General features: G+C 51.6%; 21 protein-coding genes and 1 pseudogene. 11 read left to right on the forward strand and 11 right to left on the reverse strand.

The features are described from left to right. Nucleotides 1–55: 55 nt before the first annotated feature. The gene (locus JTI85_RS11000; protein WP_199985408.1) at nucleotides 56–1,225 is read left to right on the forward strand and encodes an MFS transporter; all 1,170 of its coding nucleotides are present in this window, start codon (nucleotides 56–58) and stop codon (nucleotides 1,223–1,225) included. Nucleotides 1,226–1,265: 40 nt separating this feature from the next. Here the strand turns inward: JTI85_RS11000 and sodB are convergent, their stop codons facing one another. Then, nucleotides 1,266–1,847: a superoxide dismutase [Fe] gene (sodB, locus tag JTI85_RS11005; protein ID WP_048211764.1), complete on the reverse strand. Its 582-nt coding sequence runs from the start codon at nucleotides 1,845–1,847 to the stop codon at nucleotides 1,266–1,268. A gap of 127 nt (nucleotides 1,848–1,974) precedes the next feature. Continuing rightward, nucleotides 1,975–2,805, reverse strand: coding sequence for a C40 family peptidase (locus JTI85_RS11010; protein ID WP_048211763.1), 831 nt, complete (start codon nucleotides 2,803–2,805; stop codon nucleotides 1,975–1,977). 334 nt (nucleotides 2,806–3,139) lie between these two features. On the opposite strand from JTI85_RS11010, the gene grxD reads away from it, so the two are divergent. Continuing rightward, the gene (grxD, locus tag JTI85_RS11015; RefSeq protein ID WP_003832760.1) at nucleotides 3,140–3,487 is read left to right on the forward strand and encodes a monothiol glutaredoxin 4; all 348 of its coding nucleotides are present in this window, start codon (nucleotides 3,140–3,142) and stop codon (nucleotides 3,485–3,487) included. Between the two features lie 53 nt (nucleotides 3,488–3,540). On the opposite strand, the gene rnt is transcribed toward grxD, so the two are convergent. From rnt to JTI85_RS11035, 4 genes are all read right to left on the reverse strand, one after another. Then, on the reverse strand, nucleotides 3,541–4,188 hold the full coding sequence (gene rnt, locus JTI85_RS11020; RefSeq protein ID WP_048211762.1) for a ribonuclease T: 648 nt from the start codon (nucleotides 4,186–4,188) through the stop codon (nucleotides 3,541–3,543). A gap of 95 nt (nucleotides 4,189–4,283) precedes the next feature. Next, nucleotides 4,284–4,691: a lactoylglutathione lyase gene (gene gloA, locus JTI85_RS11025; protein ID WP_003029198.1), complete on the reverse strand. Its 408-nt coding sequence runs from the start codon at nucleotides 4,689–4,691 to the stop codon at nucleotides 4,284–4,286. Between the two features lie 97 nt (nucleotides 4,692–4,788). Continuing rightward, on the reverse strand, nucleotides 4,789–5,886 hold the full coding sequence (locus JTI85_RS11030; RefSeq protein ID WP_219351479.1) for an alkene reductase: 1,098 nt from the start codon (nucleotides 5,884–5,886) through the stop codon (nucleotides 4,789–4,791). A 54-nt stretch (nucleotides 5,887–5,940) separates the two neighbouring features. Next, a complete protein-coding gene (locus JTI85_RS11035; RefSeq protein WP_048211760.1) occupies nucleotides 5,941–6,540 on the reverse strand; it encodes a TetR/AcrR family transcriptional regulator in 600 nt (199 codons plus the stop codon). A 101-nt stretch (nucleotides 6,541–6,641) separates the two neighbouring features. Between JTI85_RS11035 and JTI85_RS11040 the strand changes: the two genes are divergently transcribed. The 3 genes from JTI85_RS11040 (at nucleotide 6,642) to sodC (ending at nucleotide 8,430) form a co-directional block, all read left to right on the forward strand. Next, nucleotides 6,642–6,881: a DUF1289 domain-containing protein gene (locus JTI85_RS11040; protein ID WP_048211759.1), complete on the forward strand. Its 240-nt coding sequence runs from the start codon at nucleotides 6,642–6,644 to the stop codon at nucleotides 6,879–6,881. 49 nt (nucleotides 6,882–6,930) lie between these two features. Continuing rightward, nucleotides 6,931–7,827: an aldo/keto reductase family oxidoreductase gene (locus JTI85_RS11045; protein ID WP_048214269.1), complete on the forward strand. Its 897-nt coding sequence runs from the start codon at nucleotides 6,931–6,933 to the stop codon at nucleotides 7,825–7,827. Nucleotides 7,828–7,908: 81 nt separating this feature from the next. Beyond that, nucleotides 7,909–8,430, forward strand: coding sequence for a superoxide dismutase [Cu-Zn] SodC (sodC, locus tag JTI85_RS11050; protein WP_005127180.1), 522 nt, complete (start codon nucleotides 7,909–7,911; stop codon nucleotides 8,428–8,430). Here the strand turns inward: sodC and JTI85_RS11055 are convergent. From JTI85_RS11055 to JTI85_RS11065, 3 genes and pseudogenes are all read right to left on the reverse strand, one after another. After that, nucleotides 8,406–10,446 (reverse strand): annotated as a pseudogene (locus tag JTI85_RS11055) (FUSC family protein). The gene sodC and the pseudogene JTI85_RS11055 overlap by 25 nt on opposite strands. After that, nucleotides 10,443–11,306: an HlyD family secretion protein gene (locus JTI85_RS11060; protein ID WP_115602084.1), complete on the reverse strand. Its 864-nt coding sequence runs from the start codon at nucleotides 11,304–11,306 to the stop codon at nucleotides 10,443–10,445. The pseudogene JTI85_RS11055 and the gene JTI85_RS11060 overlap by 4 nt, the downstream one beginning before the upstream one ends. Nucleotides 11,307–11,308: 2 nt before the next feature. Continuing rightward, nucleotides 11,309–11,545: a DUF1656 domain-containing protein gene (locus JTI85_RS11065; RefSeq protein ID WP_005127177.1), complete on the reverse strand. Its 237-nt coding sequence runs from the start codon at nucleotides 11,543–11,545 to the stop codon at nucleotides 11,309–11,311. Nucleotides 11,546–11,737: 192 nt separating this feature from the next. On the opposite strand from JTI85_RS11065, the gene slyA reads away from it, so the two are divergent. Beyond that, nucleotides 11,738–12,178, forward strand: coding sequence for a transcriptional regulator SlyA (slyA, locus tag JTI85_RS11070; protein ID WP_019076732.1), 441 nt, complete (start codon nucleotides 11,738–11,740; stop codon nucleotides 12,176–12,178). Nucleotides 12,179–12,226: 48 nt separating this feature from the next. On the opposite strand, the gene slyB is transcribed toward slyA, so the two are convergent. Next, the gene (gene slyB / locus JTI85_RS11075) at nucleotides 12,227–12,694 is read right to left on the reverse strand and encodes an outer membrane lipoprotein SlyB (RefSeq protein WP_003029175.1); all 468 of its coding nucleotides are present in this window, start codon (nucleotides 12,692–12,694) and stop codon (nucleotides 12,227–12,229) included. A gap of 274 nt (nucleotides 12,695–12,968) precedes the next feature. On the opposite strand from slyB, the gene anmK reads away from it, so the two are divergent. From anmK to pdxY, 5 genes are all read left to right on the forward strand, one after another. Next, a complete protein-coding gene (gene anmK, locus JTI85_RS11080; protein ID WP_048211755.1) occupies nucleotides 12,969–14,090 on the forward strand; it encodes an anhydro-N-acetylmuramic acid kinase in 1,122 nt (373 codons plus the stop codon). An 87-nt stretch (nucleotides 14,091–14,177) separates the two neighbouring features. After that, on the forward strand, nucleotides 14,178–14,507 hold the full coding sequence (mliC, locus tag JTI85_RS11085; protein WP_086523662.1) for a C-type lysozyme inhibitor: 330 nt from the start codon (nucleotides 14,178–14,180) through the stop codon (nucleotides 14,505–14,507). A 58-nt stretch (nucleotides 14,508–14,565) separates the two neighbouring features. Continuing rightward, nucleotides 14,566–15,222 carry a pyridoxamine 5'-phosphate oxidase gene (pdxH, locus tag JTI85_RS11090; protein ID WP_048211753.1) on the forward strand — a complete coding sequence of 219 codons (657 nt, stop codon included), beginning with the start codon at nucleotides 14,566–14,568 and terminating at the stop codon, nucleotides 15,220–15,222. Nucleotides 15,223–15,348: 126 nt separating this feature from the next. Beyond that, on the forward strand, nucleotides 15,349–16,623 hold the full coding sequence (gene tyrS / locus JTI85_RS11095; protein ID WP_020996426.1) for a tyrosine--tRNA ligase: 1,275 nt from the start codon (nucleotides 15,349–15,351) through the stop codon (nucleotides 16,621–16,623). A 63-nt stretch (nucleotides 16,624–16,686) separates the two neighbouring features. Continuing rightward, nucleotides 16,687–17,547, forward strand: coding sequence for a pyridoxal kinase PdxY (pdxY, locus tag JTI85_RS11100; protein WP_124021750.1), 861 nt, complete (start codon nucleotides 16,687–16,689; stop codon nucleotides 17,545–17,547). Between the two features lie 83 nt (nucleotides 17,548–17,630). Here the strand turns inward: pdxY and gstA are convergent, their stop codons facing one another. Beyond that, on the reverse strand, nucleotides 17,631–18,236 hold the full coding sequence (gene gstA, locus JTI85_RS11105) for a glutathione transferase GstA (RefSeq protein WP_048211751.1): 606 nt from the start codon (nucleotides 18,234–18,236) through the stop codon (nucleotides 17,631–17,633). Nucleotides 18,237–18,259 lie beyond the last annotated feature (23 nt).

The raw sequence follows: 18,259 nt of genomic DNA on the forward strand, positions 1-18,259 counted from the left end.
TGCTTTTGACTCTTATGATGTGTCGTGCCAAGGCTCGACGTTACGGAGTCGATAGATGAAACTCAATTATCCTTTACTGGCGCTGGCGATAGGTGCGTTTGGCATTGGAACGACCGAATTTTCTCCCATGGGGTTGCTACCCGTCATTGCCAAAGGCGTGGATGTATCCATTCCGGCCGCAGGGATGTTAATCAGCGCGTATGCGGTAGGCGTGATGGTTGGCGCCCCGCTGATGACATTACTGCTGTCCCATCGTGCGCGTCGCAATGCGCTTATCTTCCTGATGGCCATTTTTACGTTGGGTAATGTACTTTCGGCGATATCTCCGGATTACACGACGCTGATGCTGTCGCGCATTTTGACCAGTCTTAACCACGGGGCATTTTTCGGCCTTGGCTCTGTGGTTGCCGCAAGCGTGGTGCCCAAACACAAACAGGCCAGTGCCGTAGCAACTATGTTTATGGGGTTAACAATTGCCAATATTGGCGGTGTTCCCGCAGCAACCTGGCTTGGGGAAACCATCGGCTGGCGTATGTCCTTTATGGCGACGGCGGGACTGGGTGTTATCGCCATGGTCAGCCTGTTCTTCTCATTACCCAAAGGTGGGGCAGGAGAGCGCCCGGATGTCCGCAGCGAACTGGCGGTACTCATGCGTCCGCAGGTGTTGTCGGCTCTGCTGACGACCGTTCTGGGGGCCGGGGCGATGTTTACGCTTTATACCTACATCTCACCCGTGCTGCATAGCATTACTCATGCTACACCGGCGTTTGTCACCGCTATGCTGGTGCTGATTGGCGTTGGGTTCTCTATCGGTAACTATCTGGGGGGTAAACTGGCTGACCGTTCGGTTAACGGTACGCTAAAAGGCTTTTTACTGCTGCTGATGATTATTATGCTGGCGATACCTCTCCTTGCGCGTAATGAGCTGGGTGCGGCCGTGAGTATGGTGGTGTGGGGTGCAGCAACGTTTGCGGTGGTTCCGCCGCTGCAGATGCGTGTGATGCGCGTTGCCAGCGAGGCGCCTGGATTGTCATCGTCAGTTAATATTGGCGCGTTTAATCTGGGGAATGCCCTGGGAGCGGCGGCTGGTGGGGCGGTAATTTCCGGAGGGTTGGGCTACAGTTTCGTACCGGTAATGGGGGCGATTGTGGCGGGACTTGCGCTACTGCTGGTCTTTGTCTCGGCAAGGAAACAAGCGGAAGAAGTCTGCAACGCAACGAATTAAAAACAAAAACGCAGAAGGGAAACCCTTCTGCGTTGTCATCTTATGCTGCGAAGTTTTTCGCAACAAATTCCCAGTTCACCAGTGCCCAGAAGTGTTCCAGGTAGCCAGGACGGGCATTACGATAATCGATGTAGTAAGCATGTTCCCACACGTCAACGGTCATCAGCGGCGTCGCGTCAGTCGTCAGCGGTGTACCTGCGTTGGAGGTGGACACGATAGCCAGTTTGCCATCCGTTCCTTTGACCAGCCAGGTCCAGCCAGAACCGAAATTCTTGATAGCGGCATCGGTGAATTGTGCTTTGAAGTCTGCAAAGCTGCCAAAGGAGGCGGCAATCGCTTCGGCCAGTTTACCGGTCGGCTCGCCACCTGCGTTCGGGGCCAGGCAGTTCCAGTAGAACGTGTGGTTCCAGACCTGGGCTGCGTTATTGAATACACCACCTTCAGAGCTACGTACGATCTCTTCCAGTGATTTACCTTCAAACGCCGTGCCTTTAATCAGGTTATTCAGGTTAGTAACGTAAGTCTGGTGATGTTTGCCATAGTGGTATTCCAGCGTTTCGGCAGAAATGTGCGGTGCCAGAGCATCTTTGGCATACGGTAATGCAGGTAATTCGAACGACATTGCTTCTCTCCTTATTATTTATATTGAGTACACACAATAGCCTCATTGTGAGTAAGGATAGGGTAGCAAATTGAAAGGTTATGCAAAAGAAGAACTTACCCTACAGCATATTCTGTAGGGTAAGTTTTTAGCGAATTGTTTTCGGCGTCATTACACGGCGAGCGCCCACGTAGTGGCGTTGCCAGTAATCTTCGCTCAGAGAGGTTATTTGAATTTCCTGACCGCTGCGTGGAGACTGGATAAATTTACCATTGCCGACATAGACGCCGACGTGGTCGGCGGTACCGCGACCTTGCGTGCGGAAGAAGACCAGATCACCGTTTTTCAGTTCGCCACGTTCAATCGGCGCAGCGTCGCGCAGGTGATACATTTCATTGGCGGTACGCGGAATACGGAACTTGACCAGATCTTTGTATGCGTAATAAACCAGCCCGCTGCAATCAAAACCGGTTCTGGGTGAGGTGCCCCCCCAACGGTAAGGTTTGCCGATTTGGTTCATCAAGGTAGACATGGCGGTTTTGGTTGCTTTCTGTACTTTCACTTTATGTACATCAGCAACGGCTGTTGGCGCAGTCGTCTTCACTTTTACGCAACGTGGCTTATGACCTTTGCGCGGGGTACATTTTTCAGTCCAGGTGACGGCGGGGGATTGTATTGCCGCTGTTTTACTACGACGGTTTGCTGTTTTCGTCGATTTTGCCGGAGTCGCTGTGCGTTTTTTGGAGGAGGAAGCCGTTTTCGTACTGGTTTTACTGGTGTTTTTTGTCGCCGTTTTCTTGTTGGTTTTTGTTGCTTTTTGGCTGGCTGTTGCGCTTTTCTTTTTATCTACCGTCTTGACGGTGTGGGAAGCGGTAGGTGTCGTCCTGGCCTGCTTGGAAGCATGAGCCATAGGCGTAAAAGGCAGTGTGGTAAAAAGTAAAGCACAGAGCGTGATCGAGATTCGGTTTATCCGCGCCACTGAGCAGTCCTCTGGTAAGGCAGGTCTATCGTGCCTGCGTGTGATTTTCAAAACTTGACGATTCTAATCTATAGAAAGAGGGAAAGTTAATAGCTTTTTTCGTTTAAAACTACGTTTCGTAACCGACCGCAAAAAAAAACAGCAATTCAGGGCGTAATTGGTGAACAGATAATCAAATCCACAGGCTTCATGCGGATAAATGAGATTGTGAATGCAACTTTTAACGACAGGCGATAAAATAATATCGCGTAATGAAAATGTTATTTTCCGTTACCTGCCTGACCCGCTACAATGTCAGACTACTGCCGTAAAAGAAGTTTAAGGAAGCAAGATAATGAGCACCACTATCGAAAAAATCCAGCGCCAGATCGCTGAAAACCCGATTCTCCTGTACATGAAAGGTTCCCCAAAACTGCCAAGCTGCGGTTTCTCTGCTCAGGCTGTGCAGGCGTTGTCCGCCTGTGGTGAACGTTTTGCTTATGTTGATATTCTGCAGAATCCGGATATTCGCGCCGAGCTGCCGAAATATGCCAACTGGCCGACTTTCCCACAGCTGTGGGTTGATGGTGAACTGGTAGGCGGCTGTGACATTTTAATTGAAATGTACCAGCGCGGGGAGTTGCAGCAGTTGATTAAAGAAACTGCGGCGAAATACAAAACCGAAGAGCCAGACGCTGAGTAATTTTAGCGGAAATAAAAAAGCGACCTGTGATGGTCGCTTTTTTTATCGGTCCGTTATGCTTCTTCGGGCATGGGAAGAGGCCAACCGCCGAGGCGTTTCCAGCGGTTAACGATTTCGCAAAACAGAACGGCTGTCCGTTCTGTGTCATACAGCGCCGAGTGCGCCTGAGTCCCATCAAACTCCATTCCTGCAGCCAGACAGGCTTTCGACAGTACTGTTTGCCCCAACGACAGGCCGCTTAATGCTGCCGTATCAAAGGTGACGAAGGGGTGAAACGGATTACGTTTCAGTGAAGCGCGTTCTGCTGCAGCCATCATAAAACTGTGATCAAATGTCGCATTGTGCGCCACCATTATAGCCCGATTACAGCCGCTATCTTTGATACCTTTACGCACCATTTTGAAGATGGCATGCAGCGCGTCGTACTCGCTGACCGCGCCACGCAGCGGGTTGCTCGGGTCGATACCGTTAAATGCCAGCGCTTCGGGTTGTAAATTCGCCCCTTCAAACGGTTCAACGTGGAAATGTAACGTCATGTCCGGCATCAGCCAGCCTTGTTCATCCATTTTCAGAGTGATGGCGGCAATTTCAAGCAGCGCATCGGTTTTGGCGTTAAATCCTGCTGTTTCGACATCAATGACGACAGGATAAAAACCACGAAAACGGTCACACAGACCGGAAAGTTGAGCGTTATCGGACATCTGGGTCTCTTAATACGGGAAAATTGCAGCGCGTATTATGGCAAAATGATGAGTATAAAACTACGGGCACAGACGATCTGCGCCCGAGGGGGGGGTTAGTCGCCCAGACCGCGGCCGGCGTCTTTTTCTTCGATCAGCTCAATTTTATAGCCGTCCGGATCTTCAACAAACGCGATCACTGTTGTGCCGCCTTTTACCGGACCCGCTTCACGCGTTACGTTACCGCCGTTTTGACGAATACGTTCACAGGCCTCTGCCGCGTTATCTACGCTCAGGGCGATATGACCGTAGGCTGTGCCCAGCTCATACTTATCGACACCCCAGTTATAAGTCAGTTCGATCACCGCTTCGCTGGTTTCCGGGCCGTAGCCGACAAAGGCCAGAGAGTACTTGTATTCAGGGTTTTCGCTGGTACGCAGCAGCTTCATGCCCAACACGTTAGTATAAAACTCGATGGAACGCTGCAGGTCACCCACGCGCAGCATGGTATGAAGTAAACGCATCTTTTTCCCCTTCGAAAATGGCTAATACATTCAAAATGTTGTTTTAGTATAGCGGCGTTGTTACGCCGCTATCAATGGCAGAACTGAGTTTGTGAGGTTACAGGGTAGGATAATCGGTATAGCCTTCAGCACCGCCGCCGTAGAAACTTTCCGCACGCTGTGGATTGAGCTCGGCTTTACGCTGCAGACGTGCAACCAGATCCGGGTTAGCTATGTAAGCACGACCAAAGGCAACAGCATCGATCAGACCTTTCTCGATCAGTGATTCGGCTTTCTCTGGCGTATAGGCGCCCGCACCAATAATCGGACCGTGGAAACGGGCGCGAACTTTCTCGCGGAACGCGTCTGAATACGGTTCGCCACCAGCCCAGTCTGGCTCGGACATGTGCAGATAAGCAATGCCGCGCTTGCCCAGTTGTTCAATCAGGTACAGAGCATCAGTCTCTTCATTCGGACCGTTGTCGACGTTCTGGAACGAGCCGATAGGGGAAACACGGATACCAATGCGATCGGCGCCCCATTCTTTAATACCGGCATCAACCACTTCCAGCACAAGACGCGCACGATTTTCGACGCTACCGCCGTATTGATCGGTACGCTGGTTAGACGTTGGTGACAGGAATTGATGCAGCAGATAGCCGTGAGCGGAATGCAGTTCAACCATGTCGAAGCCCGCTTCGCGTGCGTTGGCAATCGCCTGACGGAAGTCATTTACGATGCCTGGGATTTCTTCGGTTTCCAGCGCACGCGGCATTGAGGTATCGACACGTGTTGCCTGGCCATTTTCATCGCGCAGTGAGGTGCGGGTACCGGCGCTAATCGCAGAAGGCGCAACCGGTGCCTGACCATTTGGCTGCAGACTGGCGTGAGAAATGCGCCCGGTGTGCCACAACTGAACAGCAATATGACCTTGCTCAGCATGTACGGCCGCAGTGATTTTTTTCCATGCGGCAATCTGTGCTTCGCTGTGTAGCCCCGGCGCCCCTGCGTAGCCTTTCGCCTGGGCGGAGATCTGCGTCGCTTCGCTGATAATAAGACCTGCGCTGGCGCGTTGACGGTAATACTCGGCCATCAGCGGAGTAGGGATGTCGCCCGGCTCGATGCTGCGCAGACGCGTCAGTGGCGCCATGAATATGCGGTTCGCTGCCGTAATGGCGCCCACTTTCAGTGGGGAAAACAGTTTTTCAGATGACATGTGGCACTCCTGAATAGACCGGTCGTCTAGTAATAAAGGAAATAAAAACGCCTGTTAAACGGCAGGCGTTGTAATGATGGTTTTAACGTGCGCCAGCGCATTTTCCAACGGAGTGGCGCTACGAGAAATCTTGGCCTGGAGGTTGGCGCCCAGCCACAATGCATACAGCACCTGTGCCTGCTGTAACGGCTCGCCAACAAAGGACAGACAGTGATTGCCCCGGCCTTTCTCCAGCGCCTGCGCTAACAGCGCAATAATGTGCCGTGCACCTTTATCCATCGCTGTGCGCATATCCTCTGACAGATCGCACACTTCGGCAGACAGCTTAACGGTTAAACAGCCGCTGATAATCCCGTGCTGGCTAAACTGGTTCAGGGTTTCCTGATAGTAGGCCAGGATACGGTCGCGGTAATTCCCCGCCCCTGTAGCAAAATGCGTAGCCAGTCGCTGATGATAGGCCGCATAGTGGCGTTCCAGCATCGCGACGCCGAACGCTTCTTTAGAGCGAAAATAGTGATAAAACGAACCTTTAGGAACTTCAGCGGTTTTCAGTAGTTCGCTTAAGCCCATGCCGGTGAAGCCGCGCTGCATACACAGCAGTTCGCCGGTCGCCAGCAGATGTTCGCGTGTATCGTGTTCAGTGACTTTGTTCATGGGAAGAAGTGTAATAGACCAGTCGGTCTAATGCAATAGCCCTTGCGAGAAATTCAGTTAACGTCTTCAATAGGTATATCAATCTCACTAAAGGAGGGGATGTGGCCGAACAGCTGGAGTTTTTCCCTGTCCAGAGCCCATGCCGTGGAATATGTCAGTCTGACGAACGCGGATTTTGCCGTGGCTGTTTTCGCAGTCGGGATGAGCGTTTTAACTGGCAGAAAATGAGCGATGCCCAAAAGCAGGAGGTACTGCGGCTTTGTCGCCAGCGCCTGATGCGTAAATTACGCGCAAACAAATCCAACCCGCCGGAAGAACCGCAACAACCTTCACTCTTTTAAAAGCGTAATTGCGTATACTCGATGCACATACACTTATAAGGAAGCTGCTATGGTTCAGCGTATTACTATTGCGCCGCAAGGCCCGGAATTTTCGCGCTTTGTGATGGGGTACTGGCGCCTGATGGACTGGAATATGTCCGCACGTCAGCTAGTCAGCTTTATTGAGGAACATCTCGATCTGGGTGTCACGACTGTCGATCACGCGGATATTTATGGCGGATACCAGTGTGAAGCGGCGTTTGGCGAGGCGATGAAACTGGCTCCGCATTTGCGTGAAAAAATGCAGATTGTGACCAAATGCGGTATTGCCACGACGGCGCGCGCGGAAAATGCGCTGGGCCATTACATCACCGACAGCGCGCATATTATTGCCAGTGCGGAAGAATCGCTGAAGCTGCTGGCGACCGATCATATTGATCTGTTGCTGATCCACCGTCCCGATCCGCTTATGGATGCTGACGACGTCGCCGACGCTTTCAAAAAATTGCACCACAGTGGCAAAGTGCGTCACTTTGGTGTCTCTAATTTCACCCCAGCACAGTTCTCATTGTTGCAATCGCGTCTACCGTTTACGCTGGCAACCAACCAGGTTGAGATCTCTCCGGTACATCAGCCGCTCCTGCTGGATGGTACTTTAGATCAACTGCAGCAACTGCGTATTCGTCCAATGGCCTGGTCCTGCCTCGGCGGCGGTCGCTTGTTTAATGACGATGCGTTCCAGCCATTACGAAATGAACTTGCCGTGATAGCAGAAGAACTGAATGCACAGTCCATAGAACAAGTGGTGTATGCGTGGATCCTGCGTCTGCCGTCGCAGCCACTGCCGATTATTGGCTCGGGTAAAATCGAACGTGTGCGTGCTGCAATTGAATCAGAGTCATTGAACATGTCTCGCCAGCAGTGGTTCCGTATTCGTAAAGCGGCGCTCGGTTACGACGTGCCTTAATCACGTATTCAGCGTTCCGTCGTTCAAATTTGTGTCACTGGATTACACTTATCAGTCAGACACCTGGATGACGGAGGTTGTATGAAACGTTTGAGTTTAGCCATCATCACGTTATTGGCCTGTGCAGGTGCACAGGCTGCCAGTGAGAAGGTGGTGATGAATCTGGTGACGTCGCAGGGCGTTGGCCAGGAGATTGGTACGGTCACTATTGCCGAATCCGCAAAAGGGCTGGAGTTTACGCCTGATCTTAAAGCACTGCCACCGGGTGAACATGGTTTTCATGTGCATGCTAACGGCAGTTGCCAACCCGCTATCAAAGAGGGTAAAGCCTCAGCAGCAGAATCGGCTGGCGGTCATTATGATCCGCATAAAACTGGCAAGCATGAAGGTCCGGAAGGCGCAGGTCACATGGGTGACCTGCCATTGCTGGTGGTAAATAACGAAGGGAATGCGACAACGCCGGTTGTTGCGCCGCGGCTCAAAACGCTCGACGAGGTAAAAGGTAAGGCGCTGATGATCCATGTGGGTGGCGATAATATGTCCGATCAACCGAAACCACTTGGCGGCGGAGGTGCGCGCTACGCCTGTGGTGTTATCAAGTAATCAGCGACTCAGCGTGCCCGGTGGCGGCGCTTGCTCAAGTTGTGAAAGTGAGCAGTGTAGTCGCCAGATAAGGGCCGATAACTCCTGCGCTGCGGGCTGATGATGATGGGCCAGTGCATCACAGATGCGCTGGAGTTCGTTAAGCGTGGCATTCAGCGGACGTTGCTGCACGCCACGTTCACTCATCACATCGCGTAACAGTGATATACACACATCCCTGACGCGCGCCAACGGATCTGATCGTGCCTCCCAGACGCGAAGTTGCCATACCACGTGTGAGCAGTTCAGTAGCACCACTCCCCAGCGTAGTAACCAACGTCGCGCCAGTGCATCCTGGCTGTTGCTGAGCTGGCTGACATGATGATAGGTCAGTGACTCAAACTCATTTTCACTGAGTGACGGATGGCGGCTAAGTTGATCAACAAAGTTACGCCGTAACGCGCGAATATGACGGCGGCTCTTTCTCGCATCAGAACCTGGCCGCAGAATGGCAAAAGCCAGCCACGACAGAGCGACGCCCGTGATCTTCGCCGTATTGTCATTCAAAAAAACTGCAAAATCATAGACGGGAGGATTGGTCACCGCGATGAACGATCCCATAAAGACGATCAGCTGTCCCCAAAGCCCCGCCAGTTTCGGCATCTGTAATTTTAACAACTGCATGGTGGCAAGCAGTGGGAAGAGAAACAGAATGAACTGCCAGAGATCGGTAATTTGTACCATCAGACCGAATTTCACCACAAAACTGAACAGCGACAGCAGGACCAGCGTGCGCATCAGCAAAGAGAGTGATTTGAAGGGGGCTGCTACGGCGGAATACAACACGCAGCTGATGGCGGCAAGTGTCAGAGCCCCGGAGCCTGATTCCCATTGTGCGCCAATGCTCCACGCGCCGATTGCCATCAGCGTAATGAAGGTACGCAATCCGCTCCAGAGAGCCTCCGCGTTATCGGTATGACGGGCAAGACCCGGCGTGCGCTCAATATTGATATTATCGACCGTAACCCCCTTTTCCAGTAAGCGCAGATAATGGCTGCTTTTCAGATAGATACGGCAAAAATAGCGCAGACGCTGCCAGAAGGCGACGTGCCGATAGTCATGCTGATCGACGGGGCACAGCGGGGCGATAATCCGCGCGACGGCGTAGCTGTCGGTATCGGGTTTTACCAATGCGTTCAGCAACTGCTCAATGACATTCCGGGTATTTGCCGGGGGATTGGGCCAGTTCAGTAGCATCCGCCGCAGACTGGAAATTACGCTGGTCAACCGCAACTGCTGGTGTAACAACGCATTGAGCAAGGTATTTTGACGGCGAAAACGGTAGTGGCTCCAGAACGCCTGAATACGTAGCAGATTCATGGTCAGGATTTGGCCGATCACCCCTTCATGGGCGGTGCGGATAGCATCTGTGGTTTCTGGCTGCCAGAGTAAACTGGCATGCTCCAGCAAACGTGCATGCATATTTTTCAATGCGGTCAGCAGCGTGGTGCCATCGGATGTACTGGGCAGGATCATCATCATCAAGCCGCCACACAGGATCCCGACAATGACTTCGCACACACGTGCCTGGGCGATATCCCACAGTTGCGTAACCTCTGTAATATGCACCATTGGAAACGCAATAATCGCTGCGGTATAGCCTGCCAGTTGAAAAGCGTAGGCCACGTTGTTGGTGAAATGCGCGCACGCCCAGGTACAAAAACCGATCCAGACTGACATGCTCAACAGAAACAGCCACGGTTCATTGAGTGTATGGCCGGCTATAATCAATGCGGCCGTTGCACCAAGTAAACTGCCCGCGATACGCCCCAGACTTTTGCTGATCACGCCACCAACGGTTGGAAAACTGACTACCGCTGCTGATGTCATCGCCCAGTAGGGTTCGTCCAGATTGAGGTAATAGGCGAAGGTTAGCGCCAGACACATCGCAATAGTATTACGCAGCGCGTAACGCCATTGTCCGATCGTGGCTTTAAACCACGGCAGACTGGCTGGTGTCAGGCGGGGCAGTTTCATTTTTGCTGACCGATGGACACGCTACAGGTTGTCCCCGAAACCAGCGTAACATCGTGCGGAAGGGTATCAAATTCGATACGAACAGGAACCCGCTGCGCCAGACGGACCCACGGAACGTTTGGTTTGATGTCAGGAACCAGACCGGAATTGCTTTCCACGCTCTGATCATAAATAGCGCGACCAATGCTGGAAACGTGACCCTGTAACTTAATGTTGCCGCTGTAGAGAGTGATTAGAGCAGGTGCCCCGTCTTGAATATGGCGTAGCTTGGTTTCTTCGAAATAGCCCATGACATAAAAAGAATGACTGTCGACCAGAGCAAACAGCGGTTTACCCGTTGAGGCGTAGTCTCCGGTACGGGTTGATAGATTGGTGACCCAGCCTGTGACCGGGGCTTTGACTACCGTTTGCGCCAATTGCCACTGAGCATGGCGCAAGCTGGCCTGGGCTGCGGCAACGGTCGCCTGCATGGCTTTTACATTGAGCAGTGCACTGTCCAAATCTTCTGCCGAGATGAAATTTTGCGACAAATTGCGGCGACGTCTGGCTTCATTATCGGCTTTGGTCAGATCGGACTGCGCTTTGGCCAGTTGAGCCTGTGCATTCAGCTCAGCTATTTGGAAAGGGGTCTTGTCGATAACAAAAAGAATATCGTCTTTGTTAACCAGTTGATTATCTTTAATGTTGAGTTCACTAATGCTGCCAGAGATTTGCGGTGTGATGCTGACCTGTTCAGCGCGGACTTTTCCGTCACGCGTCCATGGAGATTGCATATAGTAATTCCACATCCACCACCCGGCGAGGACGGCGATGACAGCGACTATAATAGTGGAGAAGTATTTAATGGTTTTAAGCGACATAATCACCACGCAATCAACATGACAAAGGCCAGACACACGCAAAGCGTAAAGAGGGACAGATCCATTAACAGGGGATGCCAGATTTCGCCAGAATAGATCCAGTCGCGTAGCAGGCGATGAACAACTAGCCAGAGGATAAATCCTGCAACAAACGCCTTGAAAATAGGGGGGAAGTAGACAGATGCTCCGATCATTAAATCTTGTAGGGGCAATCCTGTTGCATTAAACATAAACTTCACGGGCAAAATCCTTGGCGAAAAGAGCGTTGCTATAGGTTTAGCAAAAAAAGGGACAATGTGTCTCTGTAACGCATAATGTCTGAAAAAATGTCATCCGGTAAGCAAATTTGGCAATACATTTGTTTTGGGAATACAAATGCTGCACACTATTCTAAAATCAGCACAATAACTTAGCAAGCTAATTATAAGGAGATGAAATTGGAATCGCCATTAGGTTCTGATCTGGCACGGTTGGTGCGCATTTGGCGTGCTCTGATTGACCATCGCCTGAAACCTCTGGAGTTGACGCAGACGCATTGGGTTACGCTGCACAACATTCATCAGTTGCCACCGGATCAATCACAGATTCAACTGGCTAAAGCGATTGGTATTGAGCAGCCTTCATTGGTGCGTACACTCGACCAGTTAGAAGAAAAGGGACTCATTTCACGACAGACTTGCGCCAGCGATCGTCGGGCAAAGAGAATTAAATTAACGGAGAAGGCCGAACCGCTGATTGCTGATATGGAAGCGGTTATCAATAAAACGCGCGGCGAAATTCTGGAAGGGATTTCCGCTGAGGAAATTGATCTGCTGATAAAACTGGTCGCCAGACTGGAACACAATATCATTGAACTGCAGTCGCAGGGCTAAAGCGATCAAAACGACGTGTGGCCAGAGGCTGACCACACGTGAATTCGATTAACGTGGAGACACGGTAACCTGGCTACCATTGTTAGCCATAACAACGCGCTGACCCGCAGAGAATTTGGTCGCACCCTGCTTCTGAACCACCATAATGGTATTACCGTCATCCTTACGAATTTCCAGTTCTACGCCCTGGGTTTTATTCATCGCGCCTTGTACGCCCTGGCCTGCTACGCCACCAGCAACCGCACCTGCAGCTGTCGCTAATGAACGACCGGTACCGCCGCCTACGGTGTTACCGAGGAACCCACCCAGCACAGCACCACCAATAGCGCCAATCACGTTTGCGTCGTCACCACCCTGGATTTGCACCGGACGAACATGAACAATCGTACCGTAGGTAACGTTCTGAACTTGTTTCGCTTCGGATGCGGTATACACGTCACCGGAAAGGCTATCATTGTTAACGCAGCCCGCTAAAGATACGCCCATTAATGAAACAATCAGCACACGTTTAATCATTTACAAATCTCCTTTGTCACCACGAAACGCTAATAAAGCACTCCTCATGGCTAAATTATATGGCATTTGTGAGTCTAAGGTCACATGTTCTACTGGAACAATATGAAAATCTTAACCGAAATCGGGTTAACCGAGTATAAACGAATCATTCATCACGGTGATGGAATTTAGCGGTTACTGGAAAGATTAACCTGCAAAAATCATCAAGGAAGCATGGAATTAGTCGACACTTTATGGTGGAGTGTCAAGGCTAATTTGCTTAAAAGGATGACGTATGAAATCGGGCCGTTTTATCGGAGTGATGTCTGGAACCAGCCTTGATGGTGTGGATGTTGTGCTGGCGGCGATAGATGAAACGATGGTTGCGCAGCAGGCAAGTCTGACATGGCCCATCCCCGTTCATGTAAAACAGGCCATTCTGGATATTTGTCAGGGGCAGCAACTGACGCTTTCCCAATACGGTCAACTGGACACGCAGTTGGGGCGTTTGTTCGCTGATGCGGTGAACGCGTTGCTGCAGCAGGAAAAATTAAAACCGCAGGATATTGTCGCGATCGGCTGTCATGGGCAAACCGTGTGGCATGAACCGACAGGAATTGCGCCACACACGTTACAAATTGGTGATAACAACCAGATTGTAGCGCGTACCGGGGTAACGGTGGTCGGTGATTTTCGTCGGCGCGATATCGCGTTAGGTGGACAGGGGGCACCGCTGGTTCCAGCTTTTCATCAGGCGTTGCTGGCGCATCCAACGGAACGCCGGATGGTGTTAAATATTGGTGGTATTGCCAATCTGTCACTGCTCATTCCAAAACAACCGGTTCGGGGGTATGACACCGGCCCGGGCAATATGCTGATGGATGCGTGGATTTGGCGGCAATGTGGCCAACCTTATGATAAAGATGCACAGTGGGCCTGCTCGGGTACAGTGATCCTGCCACTGTTGCAAACGATGCTTAACGATCCGTATTTCTCTGCACCAGCGCCAAAGAGTACGGGGCGCGAATATTTCAATTATGGCTGGATTGAACGCCATCTGGCGCAGTTTCCGGGAATTCGCCCACGAGACGTACAGGCGACTTTGGCTGAACTGACGGCCGTGACGATTTCCGAGCAGGTCCTGTTGAGCGGTGGGTGTGAACGGTTGATGGTATGTGGCGGCGGTAGTCGCAATCCACTTCTTATGATGCGTCTGGCGGCGCTGCTGCCAGGAACGGAAGTGACCTCCACCGATGAAGCCGGGATCAGTGGTGATGATATGGAAGCGTTAGCCTTTGCCTGGCTGGCGTGGCGTACACTCGCGGGACTGCCGGGCAACCTGCCTTCGGTGACCGGTGCATCTGAGCCCAGCGTTTTAGGGGCTATTTTCCCCGCCAATCCACGAACTCAGAGTTAACTGAAATTATTTCAGGCGCTATACCGATAAACTAGGGATGTTAGGGAGGGTGTTTTTGCCCTCCGGGACCAGGAAAGTCTTCAGGAAATGGCTATGAAAAAATTGTTATTAGTGTGTCTGCCCGTATTGCTTACCGGTTGTAGTGTGTACAACCAATTTGTCGAGCGCATGCAAACGGATACGCTCGAATACCGCTGTGATGAAAAACCGCTTACCGTAAAATTGAACAATACCCGACAGGTGGCGAGCTTTGTTTATGATAATCAACTATTGAATCTCAAACAGGGTGTGTCGGCATCAGGTGCACGCTATACCGATGGTATCTACGTCTTCTGGTCTAAAGGCGATGAGGCAACGGTCTATAAACGAGACAGAATTGTGCTAAATAACTGTCAGTTACAGAACCCGAAGCGTTGAGATTTTCACCTGGGCGGCGCACAATAGCGTCACCCACTGACAATCCGTAGCCAACATCATGTCTGATAACGACGAATTGCAGCAAATCGCGCATCTGCGCCGTGAATACACGAAAGGTGGTCTTCGCCGCCGCGATCTTCCCGCCGAACCCCTTGCGCTGTTTGAGCGCTGGCTGGGGCAAGCCTGTGATGCCAAACTGGCAGACCCTACCGCTATGGTCGTCGCAACAGTCGATGAACACGGTCAGCCGTATCAGCGAATCGTGTTGCTCAAACATTATGATGACAAAGGGTTGGTGTTTTATACCAACATGGGCAGCCGTAAGGCGCACCAGATCGAGAACAACCCACGCATTAGCCTCTTGTTCCCCTGGCATACGCTGGAACGGCAGGTGATGGTCATCGGCAAGGCCGAACGCTTGTCCACGCTTGAGGTGGTAAAATATTTCCACAGTCGCCCGCGCGATAGCCAGATTGGCGCCTGGGTTTCTAAGCAGTCCAGTCGGATCTCCGCACGCGGAATTCTGGAAAGTAAATTTCTTGAGCTGAAGCAGAAGTTTCAGCAAGGGGAAGTTCCGTTGCCGAGTTTCTGGGGCGGCTTTCGCGTGAGCATTGAACAAATGGAGTTCTGGCAGGGTGGTGAAAACCGTCTGCACGACCGTTTTTTATACCAACGTGAAGATGACGCGTGGAAAATTGACCGTCTGGCCCCCTAAAGATGCAAAATTCTTGTTTTAAGCGCTGGTGCTGATGAATCCGGCGCTTTATTCTATGTCTCTTTCGCATCAGGCGAAAAGTCGTGTACCGGCAAAGGTGCAGTCGTTTTATACATGGAGATTTTGATGGCAAGCAGTAACTTGATTAAACAATTGCAAGAGCGGGGGCTGGTGGCCCAGGTGACGGACGAGGAAGCGTTAGCAGAGCGACTGGCGCAAGGCCCGATCGCGCTCTATTGCGGCTTCGATCCTACCGCTGACAGCTTGCATTTGGGGCATCTGGTTCCATTGTTATGCCTGAAACGCTTCCAGCAGGCAGGCCATAAGCCTGTTGCGTTGGTGGGTGGTGCAACGGGTCTGATTGGCGATCCGAGCTTTAAAGCCGCCGAGCGTAAACTGAATACTGAAGATACCGTGCAGGAGTGGGTGGATAAAATCCGCAAACAGGTGGCACCGTTCCTCGATTTCGACTGTGGCGACAACTCGGCGATTGCTGCGAACAACTACGACTGGTTTGGCGGTATGAACGTACTGACTTTCCTGCGTGATATCGGCAAACACTTCTCCGTAAACCAGATGATCAACAAAGAAGCGGTTAAGCAGCGTCTGAACCGTGACGATCAGGGGATCTCCTTTACCGAGTTTTCTTACAACCTGCTGCAAGGTTATGATTTTGCCTGCCTGAATAAACTGCATGGCGTGGCATTGCAAATTGGCGGTTCTGACCAGTGGGGTAACATTACCTCGGGTATCGATCTGACCCGCCGTCTGCATCAGAATCAGGTATTTGGCCTGACAGTTCCGCTGATCACTAAAGCTGACGGTACCAAATTCGGTAAAACGGAAGGTGGCGCAGTTTGGCTGGATCCGAAGAAAACCAGCCCATACAAGTTCTACCAGTTCTGGATCAACACAGCTGACGCGGACGTATATCGCTTCCTGAAATTCTTCACTTTCATGGACATTGAAGAGATCAATGCGCTGGAAGAAGAAGATAAGAACAGCGGTAAAGCGCCGCGTGCCCAGTATGTTCTGGCTGAGCAGGTAACGCGTCTGGTTCACGGCGAAGAAGGTTTAGTGGCGGCGAAACGCATTACCGAAAGCCTGTTCAATGGTAACCTGAGCGACCTGAGCGAAGCGGACTTCGAACAGCTGGCACAGGATGGTGTACCGATGATTGAAATGGACAAGGGTGCCGACCTGATGCAGGCGCTGGTGGATTCTGAACTGCAGCCTTCTCGCGGTCAGGCGCGTAAGACCATTGCGTCTAATGCGGTCACCATTAATGGTGAGAAACAATCTGACCCGGAATATTTCTTCCAGGACAGTGATATTTTGTTCGGCCGCTACACCTTACTGCGCCGTGGCAAAAAGAACTACTGTCTGATTTGCTGGAAGTAAGTCAAAGTCAGCAGGGGCGTGGGAAACTACGCCCCTTTATTTTTTAGGGTTGTGGTAAGTAAAATGAAGAATATCCTCGCCATCCAGTCCCACGTTGTTTTTGGCCATGCCGGCAACAGTGCTGCCGAATTTCCGATGCGTCGTCTTGGCGCGAATGTCTGGCCGCTCAACACCGTTCAGTTTTCTAACCACACGCAGTACGGTAAATGGACCGGCTGTGTTATGCCACCCAGTCACCTGACTGAGATTGTTCAGGGCATTGCTGATATCGATAAACTTCAGACCTGCGATGCGGTGCTGAGTGGTTATCTGGGATCCGCTGAGCAGGGCGAGCATATTCTGGGTATTGTGCGCAAAGTGAAAGCGGCAAATCCCCAGGCGAAATTCTTTTGCGATCCAGTGATGGGTCATCCTGAAAAAGGGTGCATCGTGGCACCTGGCGTTGCGGAATTTCATGTTCGTCACGCACTTCCGGCCAGCGACATTATCGCGCCAAATCTGATTGAACTCGAAATTCTGAGCGAGCATGCGGTTAACAATGTTGATGAGGCGGTGCTGGCTGCCCGTGAACTGATTGCGCAGGGGCCGGAAATTGTGCTGGTTAAGCATCTTGCCCGTGCAGGCATGAGCGCAGATCGCTTTGAGATGCTGTTGGTCACCGCTGATCAGGCGTGGCATATCAGCCGTCCGCTTGTTGATTTTGGCTCACGCCAACCGGTTGGCGTTGGTGATGTCACCAGTGGCTTGCTGTTGGTTAAACTGTTGCAGGGGGCTTCATTGCAGCAGGCGCTGGAACATGTGACTGCGGCGGTGTACGAAATTATGATCGCCACCAAAGAGATGCAGGAGTATGAGCTGCAGGTGGTTGCCGCTCAGGATCGTATCGCGAAACCGGAACACTACTTTAGCGCTACTCAGCTGTAATCAATGTGCAATGGCGCTCACGCTTATCGGGCCTGGGTTTGGCTGTAGGCCGGGTAAGCGCAAGCGCTACCCGGCAACAACAATTAATTTAATCCTTCCGCTTTAAGCGCTGCGGCAACCGCCGGGCGTTCAGCCATCCGCGCCATATACGCCTCGATATGGCTTAATCCTGCCATATTCAACTTAACCGCATACGCCCAACGCAGTACGGTAAACAGATAGGCATCAGCAATGCTGAAGCGTGCGCCGCAAATCCACGGGTTGTCTTTCAGCGATTCGTTCACATACTGCATTTTTTTCTCAAGCAATGCGCGTACGGTTGGTTTGTACTCCTCTGGCGTGTCCGGGCGGAACAGTGGGGTAAAACCTTTATGTAGCTCTGTAGCAATATAGTTAAGCCATTCGATAGTTTTGTAGCGGGAGAGACTGCTGGTAGGGGCCAGGAGATGACGGTCTGGAACGGTATCTGCCAGATATTGCATGATGGCGACGCCTTCGGTCAGTAGTGTACCATCATCCAGCAACAGTGCGGGAACTTGTCCTTTCGGGTTTACCGCGAAAAAATCGTCGCCGTTTTCCAGGCGTTTCTTCATCAGATCAACACCATCCAGAGTGAAATCTTTACCGCTCTCACGAAGTGTGATGTGGGAAGCGAGAGAACAAGCGCCCGGTTTGTAGAACAGTTTCATCGGTAACTCCTTTTGGCTGAGGT

The organism is Citrobacter sp. Colony219 (assembly GCF_019382635.1).
Lineage (GTDB): Bacteria > Pseudomonadota > Gammaproteobacteria > Enterobacterales > Enterobacteriaceae > Citrobacter > Citrobacter youngae.

Excerpts from the sequence above, each read along its gene's own strand:
- JTI85_RS11060 (WP_115602084.1), bottom strand. The coding sequence starts at position 11,306 with ATGTCGCTTAAAACCATTAAATACTTCTCCACTATTATAGTCGCTGTC.
- pdxH (WP_048211753.1), top strand. The coding sequence starts at position 14,566 with ATGTCTGATAACGACGAATTGCAGCAAATCGCGCATCTGCGCCGTGAA.
- JTI85_RS11030 (WP_219351479.1), bottom strand. The coding sequence starts at position 5,886 with ATGTCATCTGAAAAACTGTTTTCCCCACTGAAAGTGGGCGCCATTACG.
- pdxY (WP_124021750.1), top strand. The coding sequence starts at position 16,687 with ATGAAGAATATCCTCGCCATCCAGTCCCACGTTGTTTTTGGCCATGCC.
- mliC (WP_086523662.1), top strand. The coding sequence starts at position 14,178 with ATGGCTATGAAAAAATTGTTATTAGTGTGTCTGCCCGTATTGCTTACC.
- tyrS (WP_020996426.1), top strand. The coding sequence starts at position 15,349 with ATGGCAAGCAGTAACTTGATTAAACAATTGCAAGAGCGGGGGCTGGTG.
- rnt (WP_048211762.1), bottom strand. The coding sequence starts at position 4,188 with ATGTCCGATAACGCTCAACTTTCCGGTCTGTGTGACCGTTTTCGTGGT.
- JTI85_RS11045 (WP_048214269.1), top strand. The coding sequence starts at position 6,931 with ATGGTTCAGCGTATTACTATTGCGCCGCAAGGCCCGGAATTTTCGCGC.
- sodB (WP_048211764.1), bottom strand. The coding sequence starts at position 1,847 with ATGTCGTTCGAATTACCTGCATTACCGTATGCCAAAGATGCTCTGGCA.
- JTI85_RS11035 (WP_048211760.1), bottom strand. The coding sequence starts at position 6,540 with ATGAACAAAGTCACTGAACACGATACACGCGAACATCTGCTGGCGACC.
- slyB (WP_003029175.1), bottom strand. The coding sequence starts at position 12,694 with ATGATTAAACGTGTGCTGATTGTTTCATTAATGGGCGTATCTTTAGCG.
- gstA (WP_048211751.1), bottom strand. The coding sequence starts at position 18,236 with ATGAAACTGTTCTACAAACCGGGCGCTTGTTCTCTCGCTTCCCACATC.
- gloA (WP_003029198.1), bottom strand. The coding sequence starts at position 4,691 with ATGCGTTTACTTCATACCATGCTGCGCGTGGGTGACCTGCAGCGTTCC.
- grxD (WP_003832760.1), top strand. The coding sequence starts at position 3,140 with ATGAGCACCACTATCGAAAAAATCCAGCGCCAGATCGCTGAAAACCCG.
- anmK (WP_048211755.1), top strand. The coding sequence starts at position 12,969 with ATGAAATCGGGCCGTTTTATCGGAGTGATGTCTGGAACCAGCCTTGAT.
- sodC (WP_005127180.1), top strand. The coding sequence starts at position 7,909 with ATGAAACGTTTGAGTTTAGCCATCATCACGTTATTGGCCTGTGCAGGT.
- slyA (WP_019076732.1), top strand. The coding sequence starts at position 11,738 with ATGAAATTGGAATCGCCATTAGGTTCTGATCTGGCACGGTTGGTGCGC.
- JTI85_RS11000 (WP_199985408.1), top strand. The coding sequence starts at position 56 with ATGAAACTCAATTATCCTTTACTGGCGCTGGCGATAGGTGCGTTTGGC.